Annotated in this window: 19 protein-coding genes and 1 pseudogene; 5 read left to right on the top strand and 15 right to left on the bottom strand. The window is 46.4% G+C overall.

Annotated features, from left to right (window positions below):
* Nucleotides 1–419: 419 nt before the first annotated feature.
* From LFX17_RS03155 to LFX17_RS03130, 6 genes and pseudogenes are all read right to left on the bottom strand, one after another.
* Nucleotides 420–2,012, bottom strand: a complete 1,593-nt coding sequence (locus LFX17_RS03155; RefSeq protein WP_238744982.1) for a hypothetical protein — start codon at nt 2,010–2,012, stop codon at nt 420–422.
* Nucleotides 2,002–4,329 (bottom strand): annotated as a pseudogene (locus LFX17_RS03150) (transglycosylase domain-containing protein); the annotation flags it as partial. The pseudogene LFX17_RS03150 and the gene LFX17_RS03155, both read right to left, overlap by 11 nt.
* 572 nt (nt 4,330–4,901) lie before the next feature.
* A complete protein-coding gene (locus tag LFX17_RS03145; protein WP_406600692.1) occupies nt 4,902–5,798 on the bottom strand; it encodes a ChaN family lipoprotein in 897 nt (298 codons plus the stop codon).
* A 207-nt stretch (nt 5,799–6,005) separates the two neighbouring features.
* On the bottom strand, nt 6,006–6,554 hold the full coding sequence (locus LFX17_RS03140) for a glutathione peroxidase (protein WP_238744978.1): 549 nt from the start codon (nt 6,552–6,554) through the stop codon (nt 6,006–6,008).
* Between the two features lie 133 nt (nt 6,555–6,687).
* On the bottom strand, nt 6,688–7,305 hold the full coding sequence (locus LFX17_RS03135; protein ID WP_238744975.1) for a hypothetical protein: 618 nt from the start codon (nt 7,303–7,305) through the stop codon (nt 6,688–6,690).
* A 178-nt stretch (nt 7,306–7,483) separates the two neighbouring features.
* Nucleotides 7,484–8,095 (bottom strand): hypothetical protein, encoded by a 612-nt coding sequence (locus tag LFX17_RS03130; protein WP_238747642.1) that lies wholly within the window; start codon nt 8,093–8,095, stop codon nt 7,484–7,486.
* A 205-nt stretch (nt 8,096–8,300) separates the two neighbouring features.
* Here LFX17_RS03130 and LFX17_RS03125 point away from each other — a divergent pair, with 205 nt between their 5' ends.
* Entirely contained in the window at nt 8,301–8,522 is a 222-nt protein-coding gene (locus tag LFX17_RS03125) for a hypothetical protein (RefSeq protein ID WP_238728874.1), read from the top strand.
* A gap of 198 nt (nt 8,523–8,720) precedes the next feature.
* Here LFX17_RS03125 and LFX17_RS03120 read toward each other — a convergent pair whose 3' ends face one another.
* The 4 genes from LFX17_RS03120 to leuC form a co-directional block, all read right to left on the bottom strand.
* A complete protein-coding gene (locus tag LFX17_RS03120) occupies nt 8,721–9,629 on the bottom strand; it encodes a DMT family transporter (protein ID WP_238744973.1) in 909 nt (302 codons plus the stop codon).
* 84 nt (nt 9,630–9,713) lie between these two features.
* Nucleotides 9,714–10,727, bottom strand: a complete 1,014-nt coding sequence (gene lpxD, locus LFX17_RS03115; RefSeq protein ID WP_238744971.1) for a UDP-3-O-(3-hydroxymyristoyl)glucosamine N-acyltransferase — start codon at nt 10,725–10,727, stop codon at nt 9,714–9,716.
* 246 nt (nt 10,728–10,973) lie between these two features.
* Nucleotides 10,974–11,567 (bottom strand): 3-isopropylmalate dehydratase small subunit, encoded by a 594-nt coding sequence (leuD, locus tag LFX17_RS03110; RefSeq protein ID WP_238744969.1) that lies wholly within the window; start codon nt 11,565–11,567, stop codon nt 10,974–10,976.
* Nucleotides 11,564–12,976, bottom strand: a complete 1,413-nt coding sequence (gene leuC, locus LFX17_RS03105) for a 3-isopropylmalate dehydratase large subunit (protein ID WP_238744967.1) — start codon at nt 12,974–12,976, stop codon at nt 11,564–11,566. The genes leuD and leuC overlap by 4 nt, the downstream gene beginning before the upstream one ends.
* Nucleotides 12,977–13,073: 97 nt before the next feature.
* Here leuC and LFX17_RS03100 point away from each other — a divergent pair, with 97 nt between their 5' ends.
* Nucleotides 13,074–13,964 carry a LysR family transcriptional regulator gene (locus LFX17_RS03100; protein ID WP_238744965.1) on the top strand — a complete coding sequence of 297 codons (891 nt, stop codon included), beginning with the start codon at nt 13,074–13,076 and terminating at the stop codon, nt 13,962–13,964.
* Between the two features lie 108 nt (nt 13,965–14,072).
* On the opposite strand, the gene LFX17_RS03095 is transcribed toward LFX17_RS03100, so the two are convergent.
* Both LFX17_RS03095 and LFX17_RS03090 read right to left on the bottom strand, forming a co-directional pair.
* Entirely contained in the window at nt 14,073–14,924 is an 852-nt protein-coding gene (locus LFX17_RS03095; RefSeq protein ID WP_238744963.1) for an LIC13305 family lipoprotein, read from the bottom strand.
* Nucleotides 14,925–14,956: 32 nt separating this feature from the next.
* Nucleotides 14,957–15,784 (bottom strand): LIC13305 family lipoprotein, encoded by an 828-nt coding sequence (locus tag LFX17_RS03090; RefSeq protein WP_238744961.1) that lies wholly within the window; start codon nt 15,782–15,784, stop codon nt 14,957–14,959.
* 205 nt (nt 15,785–15,989) lie between these two features.
* Here LFX17_RS03090 and LFX17_RS03085 point away from each other — a divergent pair, with 205 nt between their 5' ends.
* Nucleotides 15,990–16,616, top strand: coding sequence for a zinc finger Ran-binding domain-containing protein (locus LFX17_RS03085; protein WP_238728858.1), 627 nt, complete (start codon nt 15,990–15,992; stop codon nt 16,614–16,616).
* Here LFX17_RS03085 and LFX17_RS03080 read toward each other — a convergent pair.
* Both LFX17_RS03080 and LFX17_RS03075 read right to left on the bottom strand, forming a co-directional pair.
* Nucleotides 16,577–17,128, bottom strand: a complete 552-nt coding sequence (locus LFX17_RS03080) for a GNAT family N-acetyltransferase (protein WP_238728856.1) — start codon at nt 17,126–17,128, stop codon at nt 16,577–16,579. The genes LFX17_RS03085 and LFX17_RS03080 overlap by 40 nt on opposite strands.
* 82 nt (nt 17,129–17,210) lie before the next feature.
* A complete protein-coding gene (locus LFX17_RS03075) occupies nt 17,211–17,648 on the bottom strand; it encodes an acyl-CoA thioesterase (RefSeq protein WP_238728854.1) in 438 nt (145 codons plus the stop codon).
* 161 nt (nt 17,649–17,809) lie between these two features.
* Between LFX17_RS03075 and LFX17_RS03070 the strand changes: the two genes are divergently transcribed.
* The gene (locus LFX17_RS03070; RefSeq protein WP_238728852.1) at nt 17,810–18,403 is read left to right on the top strand and encodes a TetR/AcrR family transcriptional regulator; all 594 of its coding nucleotides are present in this window, start codon (nt 17,810–17,812) and stop codon (nt 18,401–18,403) included.
* Nucleotides 18,404–18,584: 181 nt separating this feature from the next.
* Nucleotides 18,585–19,049 carry a DUF1801 domain-containing protein gene (locus LFX17_RS03065; RefSeq protein ID WP_238728851.1) on the top strand — a complete coding sequence of 155 codons (465 nt, stop codon included), beginning with the start codon at nt 18,585–18,587 and terminating at the stop codon, nt 19,047–19,049.
* Nucleotides 19,050–19,078: 29 nt separating this feature from the next.
* Here LFX17_RS03065 and LFX17_RS03060 read toward each other — a convergent pair whose 3' ends face one another.
* On the bottom strand, nt 19,079–20,188 hold the full coding sequence (locus tag LFX17_RS03060; protein ID WP_238728849.1) for a fatty acid desaturase: 1,110 nt from the start codon (nt 20,186–20,188) through the stop codon (nt 19,079–19,081).
* Nucleotides 20,189–20,251: the final 63 nt, after the last annotated feature.

Raw genomic sequence — 20,251 nt, 5'->3', positions numbered from 1 at the left:
GTGCGATCCTAAACCGCGGGAACTCACCCTTTTTAAAAGACATAAAACAACATCGAGCCTTCGAAATTGTAGGATCTCATACAAATCAAAAATTCGACAGTGCAACCGAAACTGTAGGATCTCATACAAAATCCGGGAAGAACGGCCGATCCCGGACGGAGAACCTTCAGTGGAACCCAAAATCGTTGGAGTTCCTACATTCTCGAAGGAAACAAAAAAACATCGACCGATTCGGTCCGGTTCTGCGCGAAGGATACGCAAGGCTTGGTCGTATTTCGGAACTTCGTTCCGGTATCCAGACTCGGTGGATCGCGAAATACGACCGGAGCGAAGCGGAGCCTGGAGTAGCCTGACCCGAAGGGGCGCGCCCAGAATGATTCGAAAGAGTATTTAAAAACCCACTCGAAACGGAGAATTCTTCAGTTTCCTTCCGCGACGCTGGTCTGCATATTTTTCCAGTCGATCGAGTATAGTTTGTATTTCCCATCTGCGGAATGACCTTCCAGAAAAAAACGATTCAAAGATCGGCGATAGATCAAACCGGAAACTTGAATCGATTCTTCGGTTCCGTCCGACGTAAACACAGCGCGGCCCGACACCGGATTGTATGCGGAATTGGAAAGTAGCAAACTCCATTCTTCCTGATCCGCGGTGAACAACGGCGTGGAAAGAATCGCGTCCGCGGAAAGCGACGTATAAGGAACGCAGTTCTGAGGTTGTATTAGATTTTTCTTAAATAGAACGGAGCGGCCGGTCTTACAGAGAAACTGAGGAGTCGACGATAAGGAAAGAGTTCCTTCCTTTTTACGGTAATCCCAAAACGGGGTCGGATTTTTTTCACCGGAGAATAATTTTTCATCCAGGATCTTTCCGTATGCTGTGCCGGATTCGTTTCCGTCGTCGGGATCGGATTCTTCCGTTTTATTCCCGCCGCTTCTTCCTAAAAAATAATCAAAGACAGGATCGGGCGTATCGTTGTTTAAAATTCGGACGGCCTTTAAAAAATCCTGACTCGGATGATTGCTCTCGAAATTTTTCAGGCAAACGCGGGACAAAAGTTCTTCGGATTCGTCGCCGGGAACAAAACCTTTCTGAAGATACGAACACGCTTCCTGTTTTCTTCCGGAAACCAAAAGAGTTTTGGCGGTTTCGATTCTGCTTCGTTCCTTGTTCGCATAGGAACCGCTCATCCAAAAATACCGCGCGGAAGAATCGTATTTTCCCAGGTTCCGTAAAAACTTTCCGTAGAGATACAAAAGATCGGACTTGCCCTCTTCGCTTAACGATTTTAGTCTTCCGCCCGAATAAATCCGTTTATAGGCGCTTCCTTTTCCCGAGTGAAGCGTATAACTGATTCTCAATGCGAGGGAAGTTTCGGGAGTAAGAACGTTCTTCATCTCGCCGAAGGCGTGAATCTTTTCCCAACCGTCGAAATCCCCCGTTTTGATTTTAACCGCATAACACGCCTTATAGAGAGGAGCGTTTTCCTTTCTGGAAAGAATCCGAAACAAAAACGGCATCTCCTGCGTTTGCGCCGGAGAAGAAGCGGCTTCGGAAGAAACCGACGAGGGGTTCGGATCTTCCGAATCTTCTTTGTATGAAGAAGGAGACGTTGGCGACGTTTCTTGAAAGAACGGATCGGGATTCGGGATCGGCCTACTGCACGCGGAAATCACCGATACGAGCGCGGAAGGACTTACGTTCAATCCGCCGGCAAGCTCCGAAACGATGGAAGGATATCTCCCCTTTTTATCCGTGATTTTTCCCGAGCGGCTCATGATGAGAATCGCGGGTATGTATTTGCGGTATTTCTCATAGAGAAAAAACAAACGGGAAGATGCGGTTTTTCGAATGTCCGCCTTCTGCGAAGTTCGGAGCAATTCTTCGTAAAGAGGTATCGAAAAAAGGGGATCTTCCTTTTCCATCGCATACGCGTCTTCGTACGAAACCGGATACACGGCCATGGAAACGGTTAAGAATATCGTAATAAAGGAAAATAGATTAGAATACATTGCGAAGAACTTCCCGTTTTGCGTCCGATCCGTGGTTGAGCGGACAAACCTCGGAAGGAACCGTTCCGTTTTTGAATAATTCCTTGCGGGTGTGTTTGCAGGACGGTCCGGGAAGGTGACCGGATTCTTCGCAAACGGTCGCGGTGATCGCGTGTTCTGAAATCGGATATTTCCGTTTTGTGTCGTCCGAATCCTCGGCCGTCTCGAAAATTTTCGCGATCGTTCCCCAAAGAGGCGCGGCCACGGTTCCGCCTAACGCGGATGAGCCGAGTCCGAAACTCGGATCGTCGTAACCGAGCCAGATCGCCATCGACAAACCGGGTTTCACGCCCACGAACCAGTTGTCGCGGTTGTCGTTCGTCGTCCCCGTTTTGCCGGCGACTTCTCCCTTATATCCCGTGTTTCTGACTCCGGCCGAGTTTGCGCTTCCGTGAAGAAGATCGATCATGATTTCCGCCACTTGCGAGGACAGCACCTTCCTTTCTTCAGGAACTTTTAATCCGAACTCGTCCGTGGACTTTCTTTCGTAGATGACCTTGCCGAAGCGATCGGTGATTTTTTGAATCAGATAAGGACGTTTGATCGTTCCGTCGTTCGCGAACGCGGAATACGCAAGAGCCATTTCCAACGGAGAAATTTCCAAAGATCCCAACGCAAGAGAAAGATCTCCTCTGAATCTGGATTGCAACACTTTCGAATCGGGGAAAAAATATTTCTGAAAGAAATCCTGAATTCTCGAAATGCCGAGTTTTTCAGCGATCTGAACCGCGGCGGTGTTCTTGGACTTTGCCAAAGCTTGTCGAACGCTGATATCCCCGTCGTATTGGTTTCCGATGTTTTCCGGCATCCAGTTTCCGGTTTGATTTCTGTAAATCAGAGGCGCGTCTAAAATTCTCGAAGAAGCGTTGATCAGTCCGGTTTCGATCGCGGCGGAATACAAAATCGGTTTAATGGAAGAACCCGTTTGCCGCTTCATCGCGGTCGTCCGATCCAACTGATTGTCCGCCTTAAACTCGGAACCGCCGTGCATCAGAAGAATTTCTCCCGTTGCAGGATCAACGGCGACTAACGCAACTTGAAGACCCGATTCGTTCGCTCCGCTGAACGAATCCGTATCGATGAACAGTTCGAGCGCGGGCGAAAGATCCTGAACGTATCGGCGAAACACCGCTGTTTCGCTGGAATTCTTATTGTCCGTGAGTTTCGTCTTACGAACCAATCCGTTCTTTTGAACGTTGTCCACGTAAGCCTTTACGATTTTCGGAAGTTCCGCCTGAACCGGTTCCGCGATCGTAGTATAAATCGAGAAACCGCCCGTTTCATAAATGTTCGAATCGGGATACAAGGAATTCAAAAACTTACGAACGTGTTCGGTCACATAAGGAGAATGATCTCTTCTGTTTCCGAAAACGGTTTCGCCCGGGGACCGCATGTGAAAGGACAAATAGATTTCGTCGAGTTTCGTCTTCGGATTTTCCTTGAGAATCTCGTCTTCCTGAAACGAACGGATGATCGCGTTGACCCTCTGTCTGGAAAGATCAGGATTTTTCAGCGGAGAATAACGATTCGGCGCCGAAGCGAGAGAAGCGAGCACGATCATTTCTTCCGTGGTCAATTCCGCAGGCGTCTTTTTAAAATAGAATTCCGCGGCGCTGGCGAACCCGAACGCTCCGTGTCCGAGGTATACGTTGTTTAAATAATATAATAATATTTGCTTTTTCTCATACGAATATTCGAGTGCGAACGCGAGCTGCGCTTCTTTGATTTTTCGAACTAGACTTTTTTCGCGGTCGTCGAGAAGGATTCTCGCGAGCTGCTGCGTGATCGTGGATGCTCCCTGTTTAAAACGAAAACTCGTGATGTTTACGAACACAGCGCGCAATACCGAAAAATAATTGATCCCGCTATGGGAGAAAAATTTGCGATCCTCCACGAGAAGAACGATCTTTTTCAGATTCTCGGGATAGGCGTCCCATTCGAGATTGCTCGTCTTTTTTGCGAAGATTTCGGAGACTTTTTTCCCGTCGCGATCGTAGATCACCGAAGGTTGGTGATTGTAAAAAAGAGCGATCATCTCCTTGAGTTCCGCTTCTCTTGTGATCACTCCCACCCAGAAGAGAATCAGTCCCACGAGTAAAAGAGAAACCGCCGCACCCGCGGAAAGCAAAACTACGTTCGGAAGTTTGAGTCGACGGCCCGCTACCTGCTCCCTCAATCTTTCGGCGAGAGTTTTGATCCTCGGTTGCTGTTCTTCGTGTGCGTTTTCGATTTCTCTGCGAACGGCAAAAAACGGTTTTTCTTCAAAGGCAATCGATTCTCGTTTAACAAGCGGACGATCCTGGTCGGAACGATCCCGTTCCCCTTGTCGTTCTTCCGACGAGAAAAGAGAATCCGGTCGGAGATTTCGATCGGGTCGTTTTTTTTGGAATTTTTGTGTGAGTTCCCACACTTTCTCTTTCAGAGAAACCTGCAGTTCAGAAAAAGAATCCGAAATTCTTTCGAAAAGATCGGGTCCGGTCGGTTCCGGAGTTCGTTTTTGCGGAGGCGCCGATGGCAAAGGCCGCTGTGGAACCGAAGGCGTTGGAGTTCCCGCATCTTGCAATGGCTCCGGACGAGGACGGGGTAAAATTTCGTTGGTCGGGGCAATCGATTCAAGACGGGGAGGAATCGTCGGAGGAGAAGAAGGTTTTGGAACCTCCATTCTCACCAAAGCTTTATGACCGCACTGATAACAGGTCAACCGAAAGACGGAACCCGTGGGAACTCCCTCCGGCAACCGAGAAGTCGTCCCGCAGGTTGGACACAAAAAGCGAGAACTTTTGAGAGTCTGAATCCCGGTATCCATCATCCTCTTAATTGTCGGAGGATTTTCCAAATCCGGACAAGCACTTAATTCCCTTTTTCTTTCCTTTCCGTGATTACGGTATAATCGCAGCCCTGGAGAATCTCCGTCGGAACTTCATCTCCTTCTTTTTGGGGAAACATAGAAACCGTAAGAACCCGAAATCCGAGTTCCCGAAGACGATTGGAAACGCCGAAACCTTCGTCGCTGTGAAAACGCCCGTTGATATGAACGATCTTCCGTCCCTTTGTCAGAAGCGCATTCGCGATCGAATCCGTCATTCCCGCATCCCAGAGATACTGCGCGTCGATAAATCTCCGCTGCAAATTTTCATCCGAACTCATACCCGGATGTTCGCTTAGAATTTTTCGGATCTTGTTTTCGTAACCTTCCTGAGCAAACTTGCGGATCAGATATTTCGGAGGAAGAAATACGGAACGAACCGGAAACAAAGCTTCGATCCCGGAAGAAGAAACCAGATTCACGTATTTTCGGGGAACGTTGGATGCAAGAACCGGAATCCGATTTTCCTTTGCAAATTGAAGATACGGATGATAGTCCCGAAGATGATTCGGCCAAAGTTTCAACGCGTTTAAAAAAGCTTTCTCGCCGATCTGACCGTTCAGATATTCGTCCAAGGTTTTTTGCTGATCCCGTTCCAGCATTTCCAAGGAAAGAATCACCTGCGTGGTCGAGGCGATTTTTTGAAACCAATCCAGCCGAATTCGATGACCGGAAACGTCGTCGTGTTCCTCTCCCAATATTAAAACATCATAATTCTTGAATGAATCAAAAATCGTTTCGGGCGAGACAGCCATCTTTGTCAAACCCTTCAGGATGGAAACGGGCTTGGGAGTTTGCACAACCTCGGACGATAGATCCGGGTCCGCTTCCGAACGTTTTCCCGCTTTCGATGAATCTGCTTCTTGTTTTTCGGTCTTCATCCGATCCGAGTCCGACGGTTTCGTTTCAGTCGGCGACGGATTTATTTCCGCTCTGGGTTCTGTCTCGGAAAAAGCGGAAACAAAACTTCCGAACAAAATCGAAAGGGATGCGACCAACGGCCAAACCCGAGCTTTCCATAAAGAAGTCTCAACTGCGGACAAACTGATTCTTCGGAAAAAAATTCTTTCTTTCAAAAAGGTTTTCCGTCACTTCAACAAGGATTCGATCTTTTGAGTCACGACGGAACTGTCCGGCTCCACCGCGGATCGGTATCGAGCTTCGATCTTTCCGTCTTTGGAGATAAGAATCTTTTCAAAGTTCCATTCCACTTCTCCCGGAGTCGGAGAATTTTCGATGAGATATAAATACAAAGGATGTTGGTCTTTTCCTTTTACGGAAATTTTGGACATCATGTCAAAGCTGGCGCCTTTTTGAATTCTGCAAAACGTTTCGATCTCTTGGTTCGATCCCGGTTCCTGACTTCCGAAATTGTTGGCCGGAAAACCGACCACGACAAAACCTTGATCCTTGTATTTCTCATATACTTTTTCGAGGTTGTCGTATTGATACGTGTAACCGCACTTGGAAGCCACGTTAACCACCATTACGACCTTACCTTTGTATTTGGAAAGAGAAACGTCGTTTCCTTTAATGTCTTTTACTTTGAAATCGTAAAAGCTTCCTTTTGCGAACGTGCCCGCGATCGGGAAAAGAATTCCGAAAACGAAAAACAGAATGAAAAGTTTTGACTGCATGGATTAGAACCTTCTTTCCAATAGTTTAAATCTCCATGCGTCCACGTTTCAATCGTTTTTCGGAAATCGAAATTCTCCCGTTCGTTCAAAGGAATTTACAAGACTTTGTCGATCTTTCGAGTCGCCGGAAATTTTACGGAAAGTATTTTCTCCAAAGAGATTCAGGAATAAAAGAACCGGCGATAAAAAATCCCAAAAGAGCGAAAAAGACCGCGATTGCAAGAGCCGGAAAAAATCCCAGAGGTTCGCTGCCTCGTTCGATAACGTAGAGACGATCGTCGAGAGTATAACCCATGTCCTTATAAATTTTTTCGGATTCGCTATCCAATGAAGTATCGTTGAATCTTCCTTCGATCGCAAACGTAGGCGAAGAAAAATACGTTCCGTTGTCCAGCTCTTCCTGAGTCACGTCGCTGTCCTTGACGATCACCTTCACTTTTTTGGAACCGGATTGATCGACGGTCGCGACCGGATACGTGATGTGCTGCAGTCTGTTCTTTTTAGTGGAAATGACGTAGTTGTTTGCTGGAACCACTCCGTCCTTGATCTTGATGTATCTCGGAATTTGGTCCGCGGGAGTGGAAACGAATTCGGAAAACGTAAATTCTGTTTTGTTTTTTTTCGCGGAGTGAAACCTCATATCCGGTACGGCAAAACCGAATACAACGAAACCGCACGCGGCGACTCCTACGATCCTATGAATAATCGAAAATCTCCCGATAAACTGAATTCCCTTAAAAACAAGATTCATTGCAAACCTCGAATGGAGTGAAATAATTTTTTGAAATTTTGAACAAGACCGCGCAAAGGTCGAATTCTTTTTTAAGAATTCTAACCTTCGGGAAGGAAAAGAAGACAGGGAGGAAGAAACAATTCGGAAAAAAGTTGTTTCTTGCTAATACGAAGTTGAATCGCCGTAAAACGTTCGTTTAAACGGCGATTTCGTTAAAAAAGGAAAGCATATCCGGTTCTTCTTCCGCTTCGAGATAATCCAGCGCCTGCTCGATGACGGAATCCAAATAATAGACATAGTTCTTATAACTCTTGAGAAAGATTTTCGTTTCTTCGACTTTCTCTTCCGGAATTTTTCCTTGAACGATCAGCTGAAAAAGAGCCAAAACTCCGAACGCGGATTTCAAAGAATCCTGATGCGCGGCGATTTTCAAAATTTCATCCGCGTCCACTTCGGCAAAAGAAGGAAGAAGATCGGTAATGAGCTCGAGCGCGCCGATCGGAATCTGACGATCCAAGGATTTTACGTAATTGATGATGGCGCGATACGCACGGCTGTCGCCCACTCTGGAAAGAATCTGAACGGCTCCCGAAAGAAGTCTTTTGTGATATCCCCAGGAAAGTCTGCCCGAATCCGCGTCACGCATCACTTGATACAGAAAACTCCAAACGAATTTGTCGTTTTCGATCGCCTTATCGGCGAGTTCCGAAAGCCATTCGTCAAAAGAAGGATTCTCCATTTCTTTCGAGAGGAACTCCACAAGTTCGACGGGATTTCTTGTTTCAGGCATATGATTCTTTTTGCGCATGGTCTGGTGATTATCCTCTATAAAAGAACGTTTTTCCATTCTTTTTCTCAAGGGATCGGACGGAATATTTAAAAAAACGAATACGAAAGGTGAGTCGTAATTTTTCAAGAATCGTTCAGAAGTGCCTGTTTCGCGTCACCTCGACAAAAATTCTTTGACAAAAAACGCGGAGAACTTCGAGATTCAGGAAGGATCCGCAATCGTTATGAATTCCTTAACCGTTCAGATTTTTCAGGATATCTATCAGGCTTCTCAATCGGGAAGAATGACGACGATGGAGGATTTGGAAATCAACACCGCCAAGTCCGCGCATCAACTCAGACCGTTTCTCGAAGACCTGAAAGATTCCAGCTTTGTGGTGGAACATCCGGAAGGTTTTGAAATCGCTCCTTCCGGAAAACATTACTACAAAAGCCGTTGGGGATAATCGTGCGGCCGAAACGACCGGATCATTTTCCGTAAAACGCCGCAAGCGTTCGGGAATTCCCGCGCAACACAGAGTGTTTTAGAATATTCTAATATAGCAAAAATACAACGGTTCCGATCCGAAACGGAAACGTTTTCTCATAAAAAGGAAATCCGGTCCGCAAACCGATACGATCTCGTTTCCACCGGAACGAAGCCGTTACCGATCCGGCTTTTTCGATTCTCCGTTTTGATTGCGGTTCAGCATAAAGACCGCAAGCACCGCGAACGTTCCGCCGATCGTCGTCGTAAAACTCGGAATCTCGTTTAAAAAGATCCAACTTCCGAACAAGGCCGTGACGGGAACCAGAAAGATGAACGAACTCGCAACTCGAGAACCGAGTTTGGTCGAAGCGAAAAAATACACGGTCGTTCCGAACGTCGTCGAGATCACTGAAAGATACAGGATATGAAACCAAAAAACCGGTCCGCTTTCCAAAGCCTTCTCCACTCCGTAAGGAAAAGCCAAAAACAAATCCAAAACCGTTCCGATCGCAAAAACGTAAAAGCTATAAACAAGAGGAGAAATCGTTTGCCCCGTGCTGTGACTGTTCATACTTAGGATCGCCCAACTGAACGCGCAAAAAAGAAAGAAAATATTTCCGGATTGAAAGAGAGAATTCAAATCCAATTCCCACAATCGAAGCAGAATACAACCGCCCACGAGACCGAGAAAAAGTCCGATTCCTTCCCGAGCGGAAGGCAACTTCTTCTGAAACAGATGAACGAGAACGTACGTAAAGATCGGGTTCATCGTCGTAACGAGAACGCCGCCCGCACCCGCGAGCCCGTTCTTTAAACCCAACAGAAAAAATTGATTGTAGATCGTATAAAGAATTCCGCCGATCGCGACCTGGATCCAAACTTTTTTATTCGGAAGCCGAAAAGATTCCTTTCTCCACAACACGACGGGAAGAATCGAAATCGCCGTCGCTAAAAATCTCCAGAAGATGATTACGTTCGGTTGCTGATCACCGACGATGAGTTTTGCCGAAGGCCAGGCAAAGCCCCAGGAAATCATGGCGATCACGAGAAGGACGTAGAATTTTGCGCTAGCGTTCGTTGGCATAAAAGGAATAAACCTCTTTTACCAATCTCAAGAACGGAAAGGCAGATTCAATCCTAACTTGCAAATCCGACGATCGGGCCGTATTTAATTCTTCGTTCGGTTCCTATGTTCGCGGACAAGTTCCGGAAGTTTCGCCATGGAAGAATGAATTCGATGCATCTCCAACGCGGGCTTTGCCGGAATTCCGAAGTAAGCGACTTTTTCGGCGCTGTCTTCCGTAAGACCGGACATTCCCATCAAAATCGAACCTTTCTTCATCGTGATTCCTTCTGCAACCGCGGCTTGACCGCCCATGATGACTCCATCTTCCAAAGTCACGGAACCGGCAAGAACCGTTCCTCCCGCGATATAAACGTAGTTACCGACTCTGCAGTTGTGAGCGATATGAACGTGATCGTCGAACTTCGTATAATTTCCCACAGTCGTCGTTTCGATCGTGGCGCGATCCACGGTGCAGCAGGCGCCCATTTCGACGTGATCGCCGATCACAGAGTTTCCGATCTGAGGAACTTTGTAACGCACTCCGCCCTTATCATAAAAGCCGAAACCGTCCGCGCCGATCACCGTGTTCGAATGAATGAGGTCGTATTTTCCGAGAACACAATCGTAACAAACCACGACGCCGGATTTAAGAACCGTTCCTTCCCCGATCTTCGCTCCGCTTTCGATCACTACGTTCGGATAAATCTGACAATTGTCTCCGATCTCGACGTTCTCCTGGATCACGGCAAAGTCCATGATCGTAACGTTCTTTCCTATCTTTGCGGATTTATGAATGCTCGCCTTATCCGAAATCGAAGCGGAGAATTTCGGTTTTCTTTCGAACAGAGAAAGCATTTCGATGAATTTCAATCTTGCCTGAGCTTCAGGAACGATCAATGCGGAAGGAAATTCTTCGGCTAACGCCGGTGTGGTGAGCGCCAGTTGAACTTGTTTCGCCTTGGGGTTGGAAGTCAGATACTTCTTCGCTTCAAAGTAATAGATTCGATCCGGTCGAACGTCGGAATGATTTTCAATATCACCGATTCCGATTACGTCCAGTTCTCCGTTACCCTTAAGTTCTACGCCGAGTGTTTTCGCTAAATCTTTGGCTTTCATGATACGCAAATTTTCTCCGCGTAAAAGAAGGACTCAACTCGTTTTTTATATTATAATTCGGTACATTATGAAAACGGACACCGTTCGTTATTTTTTAAACTTGGAGTTTTTTATATAAATTAAGAATGGAATAGGGACGAAGTTTTTTGAAAGAGATCCAGGACGGACCGCGAATTTCCGTCCGCAGAATCTTTCTTTGAGCAAAGATCCGCGGATCGGATTCGGTATCGATTCGAGAATCGACGTTTATGCGAGAGTCGATTCAAAGGTTTCGATCCGAGACAGATGTTTCATCGTAAGATCGACATCGTCCCACCCGTTGGTGATTCGATTCAAAAGAGATTCGGAAAGGGTAAAACGGTATTTCTTTTCGCCGGCAAAGACGACTAACGCGTCCAGATCGACGGAAACTTCCGCCCCTTCCCGATTCGTTACGAATTCCAAGATCTCCTCCACTTCTTCCGTGGAAAGTTTTACCAAAGCGATTCCGTTCTTAGCGCAATTTCCGAAAAAAATATCCGCGAATGAAGGCGCAATGACGACTCGAAAACCGTAATCCGCCAAAGACCAAGGAGCGTGTTCCCTGCTCGAGCCGCATCCGAAATTCTCACCCGCAATCAAAACCGATGCGTTCTTGTATCTGCTCTGATTGAGTACGAAATCCGGATTCGGCGTATTACCGTCCTCGTCCAAATATCTCCAGTTGTGAAACAGATGAACTCCGAATCCGGTCCGCTCGGTTTTTTTCATAAACTGCTTCGGAAGAATTTGATCCGTATCGATATCCTTGCGATATAAAGGAACGGCCAATCCTTTGTGTTTTGTCCAAGCGCCACTCATACTTTTTCCTCCTGTAATTCCTGAACGGTTCCGAATCGTCCCAACACGGCTGCGACCACCGCGCTTTCCGGACTTACCAAATGCGTGCGGCCTCCTCGTCCTTGTCTTCCTTCGAAGTTCCGGTTGGAAGTGGACGCGCATCGTTCTCCCGGCAAAAGATAATCGTCGTTCATGCCGAGACACATCGAACATCCGGGCAATCTCCATTCAAAACCGGCCTCGGTAAGAATTTTATCCAGCCCCTCGCTCTCCGCTTGACGTTTCACTCTTCCCGAACCAGGAACCACGATCGCAACAACGTTAGACGAAACCTTTCTTCCTTCGGCGATCGCCGCGGCTTTGCGTATATCCTCGATTCGCGCGTTCGTGCAGGAACCGATAAAAACTTTGTCGATCTTAACGGAGCGCATTTCTTCTCCCGCTTTCAAACCCATGTATTCCAAGGATCTTCTCGCCGCGGCTCGGACTTCCGGATCGTCGAACGAATCCGGATTCGGCACCGTGGAAAGAACGGGAATCACCTGTCCCGGATTGGTTCCCCAAGTCACCATAGGAGAAACTTCCCGCGCATCCAAAACGATCGTCTTGTCAAAGACCGCATCCGGATCGGACTTTAAGGTTTTCCAATATTCCGTTTTTTTGATAAACTCTTCACCCTTGGGAGAAAAGTCCCTTCCCTTTAGATAATCGAACGCGGTTTGATCGGGAGCGATCATACCGGCTCTCGCGCCCGCTTCGATACAAAGATTACAAAGAGTCATCCGTTCTTCCATAGAGAATTTGGAGATCGTTTCTCCCGAATATTCGATCACGTATCCTTGGCCTCCATCCGTTCCGATCTTTCCGATCAGATATAAGGCCAGATCTTTCGCCGTAACGTCGGCTCCCAATTCTCCCTTGACTTGTACGGAAAAATTTTTCGATTTTTTCAAACGGATCGTCTGCGTCGCGAGAACGTGTTCGATCTCGCTCGTTCCGATTCCCAACGCAAATGCCCCGAACGCTCCATGCGTGGAAGTGTGAGAATCACCGCACGCGATCACGGTTCCGGGTAACGTAAGTCCCATTTCCGGACCGACCACGTGAACCACTCCTTGATCCGGGTGATTTATATCCAAAAGCTCGACTCCGAATTCGGCGCAGTTCTTGGAAAGAAGTTCCATCTGCTTTTTGGAGATTTCTCCCGCGCCGTCCCAATTCCGGTTTCTCGTGGAAACGTTGTGATCCATGATCGCGAGAGTTCTTTCCCTTCTGCGGACCGGCCTTCCTTTCTCCTTCAAAGCGGTAAACGCCTGCGGAGAAGTCACTTCGTGAAGAAGATGTCTGTCCACAAAGAGGATATCCTCTTCTCCGTCCTTTGCGACGACCCTGGATTCCCAAATTTTATCGTACAATGTTTTTCCGGCCATATCGCCTCCGATAAAAAGAAGATAACAGAAACGGAAACATAATGCAAATAAATAGGATTGATTGACAGCATAACAAAAAGTTATAGGTATAGAATCTATGGAATTCAGACAAATCCGATACTTTCTGGAAATCAGGGATGCGGGAACGTTTCAAAGGGCCGCGGGAAAACTGGGCCTGACACAACCCGCGCTTTCCCGTCAGATTTTTCTTTTGGAAAAAGAATTGGGCGTTTCCTTATTGGAAAGAGGCCCCAGACAAATTCGCCTCACACACGACGGAGAAGTATTCTTTAGCTACGCGCAAAGAATGCGCGAACTCTGGGAAGAATTGAAATCCGCGATGAAAGAACCGGGTAAGGAACTTTCGGGAGAATTCTCCCTTTCTGCGGGAGGAACCGTGTCGGCTTGGATTCTTCCTGCGATCCTCAAAAAAATAAGAAAGGATCATCCGGATCTTGTCTTATCCGTACGGGAAGGCGATTCGCTGGAAACGAAAGAATCGATTTTGTTAAACGAAGTGGATCTAGGAATCCTTACGGGACCGGCGGACGAGCCCGGTCTCATTTCCCGGGAATTTCTTTCCGATAGAATCGTCCCCGTCGCATTAAAAACACATCCGATCTTTCAAAAGAAAAAACCGATTCTCAAAGACATCAAAGATGAATCGTTCGTATTCTTCCATCCGGCTTCGGCGATCCGAAAGGCGGTGGAAAAAAAGATTCGGTCCTTCGGAAAAGAATTCAAACCGAAAATCGCGATGGAACTTCGAAGTGTGGAGTCGGTTATCAAAAGCATCGAATCCGATTTAGGCATAGGATTTTTATCCTCCTACAGCTTAAACTCGAAACTCAAAGTGATTCCGATTCCCGAATTGTACGTGGAACGAAGATTTTATCTCTGTCATAAGAAAACGATCCGACCGGGATTATCAAAACTTGCGGACGCATTGATCGCAGAAGCGAAAACACGTTTTGAAACGGAAAAATAGGAACTGCAAGAATGTTCGCTTATTTCCGATTCGGAGAATTTGGAATCATAGATCATAGACGCACTCTCCATAAACAATAGAATCTTCGAGACATTCCCTATTACGTAACTAATTACAAGCAGTTGCAGTTTCCGTGATTCTCCTTTTCCAGAAAGTTTCTTCGGCTCCCGCAAACGGCCAGAATCGATTCATGTCGGCTATGATCTTTTTAGACTTTGTCGCAACAAAGGGATCATTCTTACAAAAGTTAACCAAAGTGTCGGATTGATTTTGTTGCATGCCGCCGAGAATCGCAGCGGCAAAGATTGCGCGGTCTTCTAACTTATTTGTGGTGCCGTAATAACTGAGAAAACCGGAAGCAGGATGAATGATTTGAGTCCAAACCGCGGCGGCCGCGCCCGAATTCGAAACGCTACCATAGGAAAATCCGCTCGGGTTCAAAGCATTCCACTCATCCACAGACATAGAATAAAACGGTCCGAACTGCGAGTAGTCTACATTGTGCATCAGCTCGTGGTGAATCGTCGCGGCATAGTCTTCTTCACAATTGACGCAAGCTGCCAAACCTTCTCCCACCGCAAGATAAATGCTGTTTTCCGGTGCGAGAGAAAGTCCTCTCGCGCCGCCTCCGCTTACTCCGTTGATGTATTTTACTAAATAGATTTTTTCGGCTCTCGCTTTGATCCAATATCCTTTCGGATACTTTGTAATTTGTGCGCGGAGAAGCGAAACATACGCATCTAAATCCGCGTCGGAATAACTCAGATCAAACGTATACCATTGGTTCGAGGGCGGCATCGTACGAGTAATAATCTGAACGTCCCGATCGTAGTTTTCGGCTCGATCGAGAAAGACCGGAGCTAATAACAATACGATGGATGCATCCGTATCTTCTTTTTTATGATTACATGCGATGAGAATGTATAAGAATAAAAAACCAAGAACAATCTTTACTTTCACGAAATTCTCCTTTATTGGAAAATGATTCAGAATCAATTGCAGGAAGTTCCCGTAACCCTCTGCTTCCAAAGAGTATCGCTTCCGACCGCAAACGACCAAAACCGTTTCATATCGGAGATCATCAGATTCACCTTGGCACGAACAACCGAATCCGTTTTGCAAACGTCGATCATCTGCGTATAACTAGCCGCCGGTCCCATCAACCCCATTCCGACTTCCGCGTAATCCTCTCCCACATTGGAAGTTGCATAAGTCGTAATATACCCGGGCACCGGATTATCGATCTGAAGCAGGTTCGGCAAGGACCAATCTACATTGCTCGCGTAACCGACCGTATTGAGCGAAGCCCAATCCGAATGAACGGCCATATAAAAGCCTCGAACCGCATAATCAAAGTTATGCGTAAATTCGTGATGGATCGCGCGATTGATCCAATCGTCCATCGCCCCGTTTGCGATTCCCGGACTTACGTTCAAATAAACGCCGTTTCCCAAAACGTCGGCGTAACCGGCAGCGTTTCGACCGTTCATAGAAAGATTTGCGCACAGGATCACTCTTTCCACTTTTCCCTTGATCAGATAACCGCGGGGATATTGAGAGATTTGCGTTTGGAGCAGAGTTTGAAAATGATTTACGTCGTTTGCGGCGTAATTGATATTACAGACGTATGTCGAGCCGTCGCTCGGAGGAACGACCGAATTGTAAGTCACGATCTGAACGTCTCGATCGTAGTTTTCAGCGCGGTCCGGTAAACCCAAAAGAAGCAAAAGCGCTTCTTGTTCCGAAATTTCGTCTTTCTTATGGGAACATGCGAAGACGATCGAAGAGACCAATATCAGTAGGAAAAGCTTCCGTATCATATAAGATATCTACAATCTTCACGCTCGATATTTCCTTCGTATGATAACTTGACATTTTATTAAGGACGATTTCGAAATTATTTTTTAACCGATCGACAGAAGGACGCTGCGCAGGAGATTCCGATCAAATCGATCCCTTCGCCTTCAGAATCTCGAAAAAAAAATCTTGCAGATTGAACCGGAACGACAAAATGAATTCCACTTTATGAAATGGATCTGCCGCCACTGCCGATACGCAAACCCGCTCACCTTGGATCGCTGCATTCAATGTGGAAACACAAAAGGCGAAAACCCGGAAATCACCGGTTCGACTTCGTTTTTACAAAAAATTCTCAAATTGGGGACATTCGGGTGGGCGCTGTTGATTCTTGTCGGATTAGCATGCGTGATCCTCCTGCCGATCCTATTCATTGTCGCATTATCGAATGTGGAGGGTTTGGCGAGCGCGCTCCTGTTGATCGCGGGATTTTACGGAGCCAGATCGGCCTTACGATCCGGATTTCCCGATCCGGCAAAAGCGATCTTTCTCGTATTCTTTTCCGTCATGGGCGTCGCAATCGACCAACCTGGAAATTATTTATACAACTATCCGATGAATTTTCTCTGTCCGGAAAAAACCACGGTTACAAGAAACCTCGTAGTCACCCATCCTCTTCCCGAAAGAACGGATATGACCCAGGCCTTTCTGTGCAGGGACGAAAATGAGGACGAATTTTATCGAATCCCGATGTTCCATGTTTTAGGAATTCGATTTTTAGAATATTCTATTTTAGGAATATTTCTTTTATCGGTTCAGGGATTTTTTCGCAAAACTAAAACGACATCGTCGTAATAATCTCCGCATCCGTACAATACGGCCGCCGTTTGGCGGTCGATCTCGATTCTTCGAAAACCCGCCTTTTCGTACGCGCGGACGGCTCTTGGATTTCTTGCGGAAGGACGGATTATAAGTTCTTCCATATCCAGTTCGTTTAACAAAATAGCGCTCAGGATTCGAATCGCTTCGACTCCGTATCCGCGACCGCAAAATTCGGGCGACGACATCCAGATGTCCAGCTCGGCGACGCGGCGAGTCGGCAAATCGGACGCGTAATTGATCTGTCCGATACAAACCTCATCCATTAGAATTCTGTAACATCTTCCGAGTTCCGGATTCGAACCGGTAAAAAAATACTCCAAATAATCGGCGGAGAATTCTTCCCAAGTCGGAATATCCGCGTCCGGAAACAAAGGCGGCCCTAATAAAAACGGAACCAATTCCGGATGAACGAGCCAATCGTAGAATTTTCTACGATCCTCAAGAACGGAAGGTTCTAATCGAATGAAATGATCCCGGTTGTTCATCTTCTTCTTTTCTTAGGACGAATATGAACCGTTCCAAGAAAAGAAAAAGACCTTTTTTTAACGGGAAAAGAACCGCAATACGTCACGAAAGTTTCGCAGCTTCTTCCTCCGAAACCTTATAAGGACGCATTCTTTTTAGATCCATAAACAAACCGAAAAATTTGGAGGAACATACCAAGGCGCCATCCGACTCGCGATACAGATCTTGAATCACCAATACACGACTTCCTTTTTTCGCTTCAAAGCGAGTCACAAGGCGCGTGGTTTCCGGATATTTCAATTCCGCTTTGTATTCCAACTCCGCTTTCAAAATCACAGGACCGATATTTTTTTGGCGCAACTCCCCCAAATTCATACCCGCATCTTCGAAAGCCGCCCTTCTCGCCTCGTCGAAATAGCTCTGATACACTCCGTTGTTCACATGTCCGTTCTCGTCCAAATCCACCCAGCGAACCTTTACATAATGAGTAAACGATCTTCCTTCCGCTTGCGGTGCGGTCTCTTGTTCCAGAGTCTCCATGTTTTTCCTCCTCGGTAGAACAACCGGTCTACCCTTGGATTAAGCCTATAAAATGGTAGACAAATTTGTCTACCATTTTAAATTTCAGGTATAAGATTTTTCGAAGAGGGGAAATTTTTTCTCCCTTTAAAGAAGAAACTTTTGAACAATCGGTTCGATCGATGAAACAGACTTTTCTCAAACACGACCCGGCCAAGGACAGGATTTTGAAGGCTACGGTGAAACTCTTTTATGAGAGAGGTTATTCCAATACCGGTATCAACGAAATATTAAGCGAAGCGAACGCGTTTAAAAAGAGCTTATACCGGTATTACCCATCCAAAAAAGATCTCGGCGTAAGTTACGTTTCGTTTCAGGAAGAACAGATCATCGGCTTAGCCGAAATCATGATGAACAAATACGAAAGATATCCGGACTTTATCCGGGCCTGGATCAAATTCATACAGAGAAGATTGAGAACCAAATACAAATACGGCTGCCCTCTCGCGAACTTTTCCAATCAAACGCACGAGGAACCGGAATTGCAAAAACGAATCTTAGAATCCCTCGACCGATGGAATCGAAGTTTCGGCCAATACTTCACTCGGCCGATCTGGAAAAAGAAAAAAACGCTGAATTCAAAAACCGCTTTGGAGTTCGCGGAAAAGGCGTTGTTCCTCTATCAAGGAGCGATGCAGCTCTACGGGATCACGGGCAATAAAAAATTCATCGACCGGTTGGAAGAAGAACTTCTTAAATTGGAAGAAATCGTATAAGAATAAGATTCTTTTTTGATCGTCGAGTCGCTCTTCTTATCGTTTCGGTCGAACCGGAAAACATCCTATATATGACATCTTTTGCATAAAGGAAAATCGTTTCGGCTCCGGTCCGCAATTTCTTTCCAAAAACGGCTTGCTGGAAAAAAATACGGGAATAAATTTCCTTAGAAGAATCGGTATGCCCTCAACACGCAAAAAGACCAAGGAAAAACCGCTCCCATTCAAAAATGCCAACGTGGCCGAAGTTTTTCGCAATTATCCGGATCCTGTTCGGATTCGATTATTGGCGCTTCGGGATTTGATCTATAAAACGGCGGACTCGATCGCGGAAGTCGGAAAACTCGAAGAGACCTTGAAGTGGGGACAACCGAGTTATCTAACGTCGGAGTCTAAGAGCGGAAGTACGATTCGAATCGATCGACTTCCGGCGGAAGAAAATCGATATGCGATCTATTTTCATTGTCAGACGAATTTGGTTTCCACCTTTCGGGAACTCTTTCCCAAAAAGTTCGATTTCGAAGGGGATCGCGCGATTCGGTTGAACGTGAAAGACCCTCTTCCTTCCAAAGAACTGAGCGTCTGTATCTCTTTGGCGTTAACCTATCATCTCGCTAAAAAAAGGAAAAATCAACGGGGGACTTAGGAGTCCCCCGTTTACGGCCGTATCTAACGTTATGCGGGAATAATCTCCAACTCTTCATCGTCCGCGCCGGTCGTATCGTTCGCTACGTTTCTCGCTTCGCGATACGTCATCCACTTTCCGGTTTCGGAATCGATCACCTTACAAAGAGACGTCGATTTAAAATAATCTCCGAAGATCGTGTCTCTTTCCAGAACGTGATCCCCGTAAACCGCCTTGATCTCGTTCAAAGCGCGTTTGAGATTGTAGAAAGGAATCTTCATGTGAACGTGATGCGGCATGTGAATGAAGATATTGTGAAAGAAAAAATTCATCACAGGGTGAATATGATAGTTGATGGTTCCTTTCATTTGTCCGTAAAAAGGAGTCCATTCTTCCTTTGTCTTCCAGGGAATTTCGGAGTGGATGTGATGAACGTAAACCGTGATTCCCATAAAATAATTCCATGCGATGAACGGAACCAGACAAACTTTCGTGAACATCCACAAACCCGCACCCGCGTCGAAAACACCGTTTGCCGAACTGCCGAAATAAAAAACGAGACCGGACGAGATAAACGCAAAGGAAAGCATAATCCATTTGTCCCGGCCCGCTTCCTTAAGAGGAGCCGTAAACAAAACCATTCCTTTGAGCCAGACTTCGATCATGTAGTAAAAACCGCCTCCCCAAGCCGACCAGAAAAAACGGTGCATCATCTTTTTGAATATTCCAAATTTTGCATATTCTTCCGCGGTCGCCGGATGCCATACGAAGTCCCCTTGTCTTTTGATCGTATGACCGTGATGGATTCGGTTGTGTCCGTAAGCCCATTGATTGTAGGCGTGCAAAGAAGGAAGCATTGCGATTTGTCCGATCCAATACCGGAGAAATCTGTTCTCGAACAGGGCTTCGTGCGCGCAGTCGTGACCGACGACGAACAAAGCGGCAATCGTCATTCCCGCAAAAAACCATAAGAAAGGAAGAAGATACCAGGTGTCTATGTGCCAAAGCAGAGCGATTGCCACTCCGAAAAAAAATAGATCTCTCAAAAAGTAACCGATCCCTTTGTAAGCGGGATTGGCAAAAGTTCCTTCAGACAAGGTTTCACGGACGGATCCGAGAGTTTCCTTAGGTGAAGAACCGGAATTCATTTTCACTTCCATCGTTTTCTCCTTAGCGAACGGCGTTCACTTTACTACTGAACAACGTTAGCCAATAATTGAAGG

The sequence above is a fragment of the Leptospira sanjuanensis genome, assembly GCF_022267375.1.
In the GTDB taxonomy this organism is placed as follows: Bacteria; Spirochaetota; Leptospiria; order Leptospirales; family Leptospiraceae; genus Leptospira; species Leptospira sanjuanensis.
Note: the sequence above shows the minus strand (reverse complement) of the source record. Positions and strands in the feature narration are given on the sequence as shown.

Coding starts and splice junctions, on each gene's coding strand:
- LFX17_RS03155 (WP_238744982.1), bottom strand. CDS start 2,012: ATGTATTCTAATCTATTTTCCTTTATTACGATATTCTTAACCGTTTCC.
- LFX17_RS03145 (WP_406600692.1), bottom strand. CDS start 5,798: ATGAAGACCGAAAAACAAGAAGCAGATTCATCGAAAGCGGGAAAACGT.
- LFX17_RS03140 (WP_238744978.1), bottom strand. CDS start 6,554: ATGCAGTCAAAACTTTTCATTCTGTTTTTCGTTTTCGGAATTCTTTTC.
- LFX17_RS03135 (WP_238744975.1), bottom strand. CDS start 7,305: ATGAATCTTGTTTTTAAGGGAATTCAGTTTATCGGGAGATTTTCGATT.
- LFX17_RS03130 (WP_238747642.1), bottom strand. CDS start 8,095: ATGCGCAAAAAGAATCATATGCCTGAAACAAGAAATCCCGTCGAACTT.
- LFX17_RS03125 (WP_238728874.1), top strand. CDS start 8,301: ATGAATTCCTTAACCGTTCAGATTTTTCAGGATATCTATCAGGCTTCT.
- LFX17_RS03120 (WP_238744973.1), bottom strand. CDS start 9,629: ATGCCAACGAACGCTAGCGCAAAATTCTACGTCCTTCTCGTGATCGCC.
- lpxD (WP_238744971.1), bottom strand. CDS start 10,727: ATGAAAGCCAAAGATTTAGCGAAAACACTCGGCGTAGAACTTAAGGGT.
- leuD (WP_238744969.1), bottom strand. CDS start 11,567: ATGAGTGGCGCTTGGACAAAACACAAAGGATTGGCCGTTCCTTTATAT.
- leuC (WP_238744967.1), bottom strand. CDS start 12,976: ATGGCCGGAAAAACATTGTACGATAAAATTTGGGAATCCAGGGTCGTC.
- LFX17_RS03100 (WP_238744965.1), top strand. CDS start 13,074: ATGGAATTCAGACAAATCCGATACTTTCTGGAAATCAGGGATGCGGGA.
- LFX17_RS03090 (WP_238744961.1), bottom strand. CDS start 15,784: ATGATACGGAAGCTTTTCCTACTGATATTGGTCTCTTCGATCGTCTTC.
- LFX17_RS03085 (WP_238728858.1), top strand. CDS start 15,990: ATGAAATGGATCTGCCGCCACTGCCGATACGCAAACCCGCTCACCTTG.
- LFX17_RS03080 (WP_238728856.1), bottom strand. CDS start 17,128: ATGAACAACCGGGATCATTTCATTCGATTAGAACCTTCCGTTCTTGAG.
- LFX17_RS03075 (WP_238728854.1), bottom strand. CDS start 17,648: ATGGAGACTCTGGAACAAGAGACCGCACCGCAAGCGGAAGGAAGATCG.
- LFX17_RS03070 (WP_238728852.1), top strand. CDS start 17,810: ATGAAACAGACTTTTCTCAAACACGACCCGGCCAAGGACAGGATTTTG.
- LFX17_RS03065 (WP_238728851.1), top strand. CDS start 18,585: ATGCCCTCAACACGCAAAAAGACCAAGGAAAAACCGCTCCCATTCAAA.
- LFX17_RS03060 (WP_238728849.1), bottom strand. CDS start 20,188: ATGGAAGTGAAAATGAATTCCGGTTCTTCACCTAAGGAAACTCTCGGA.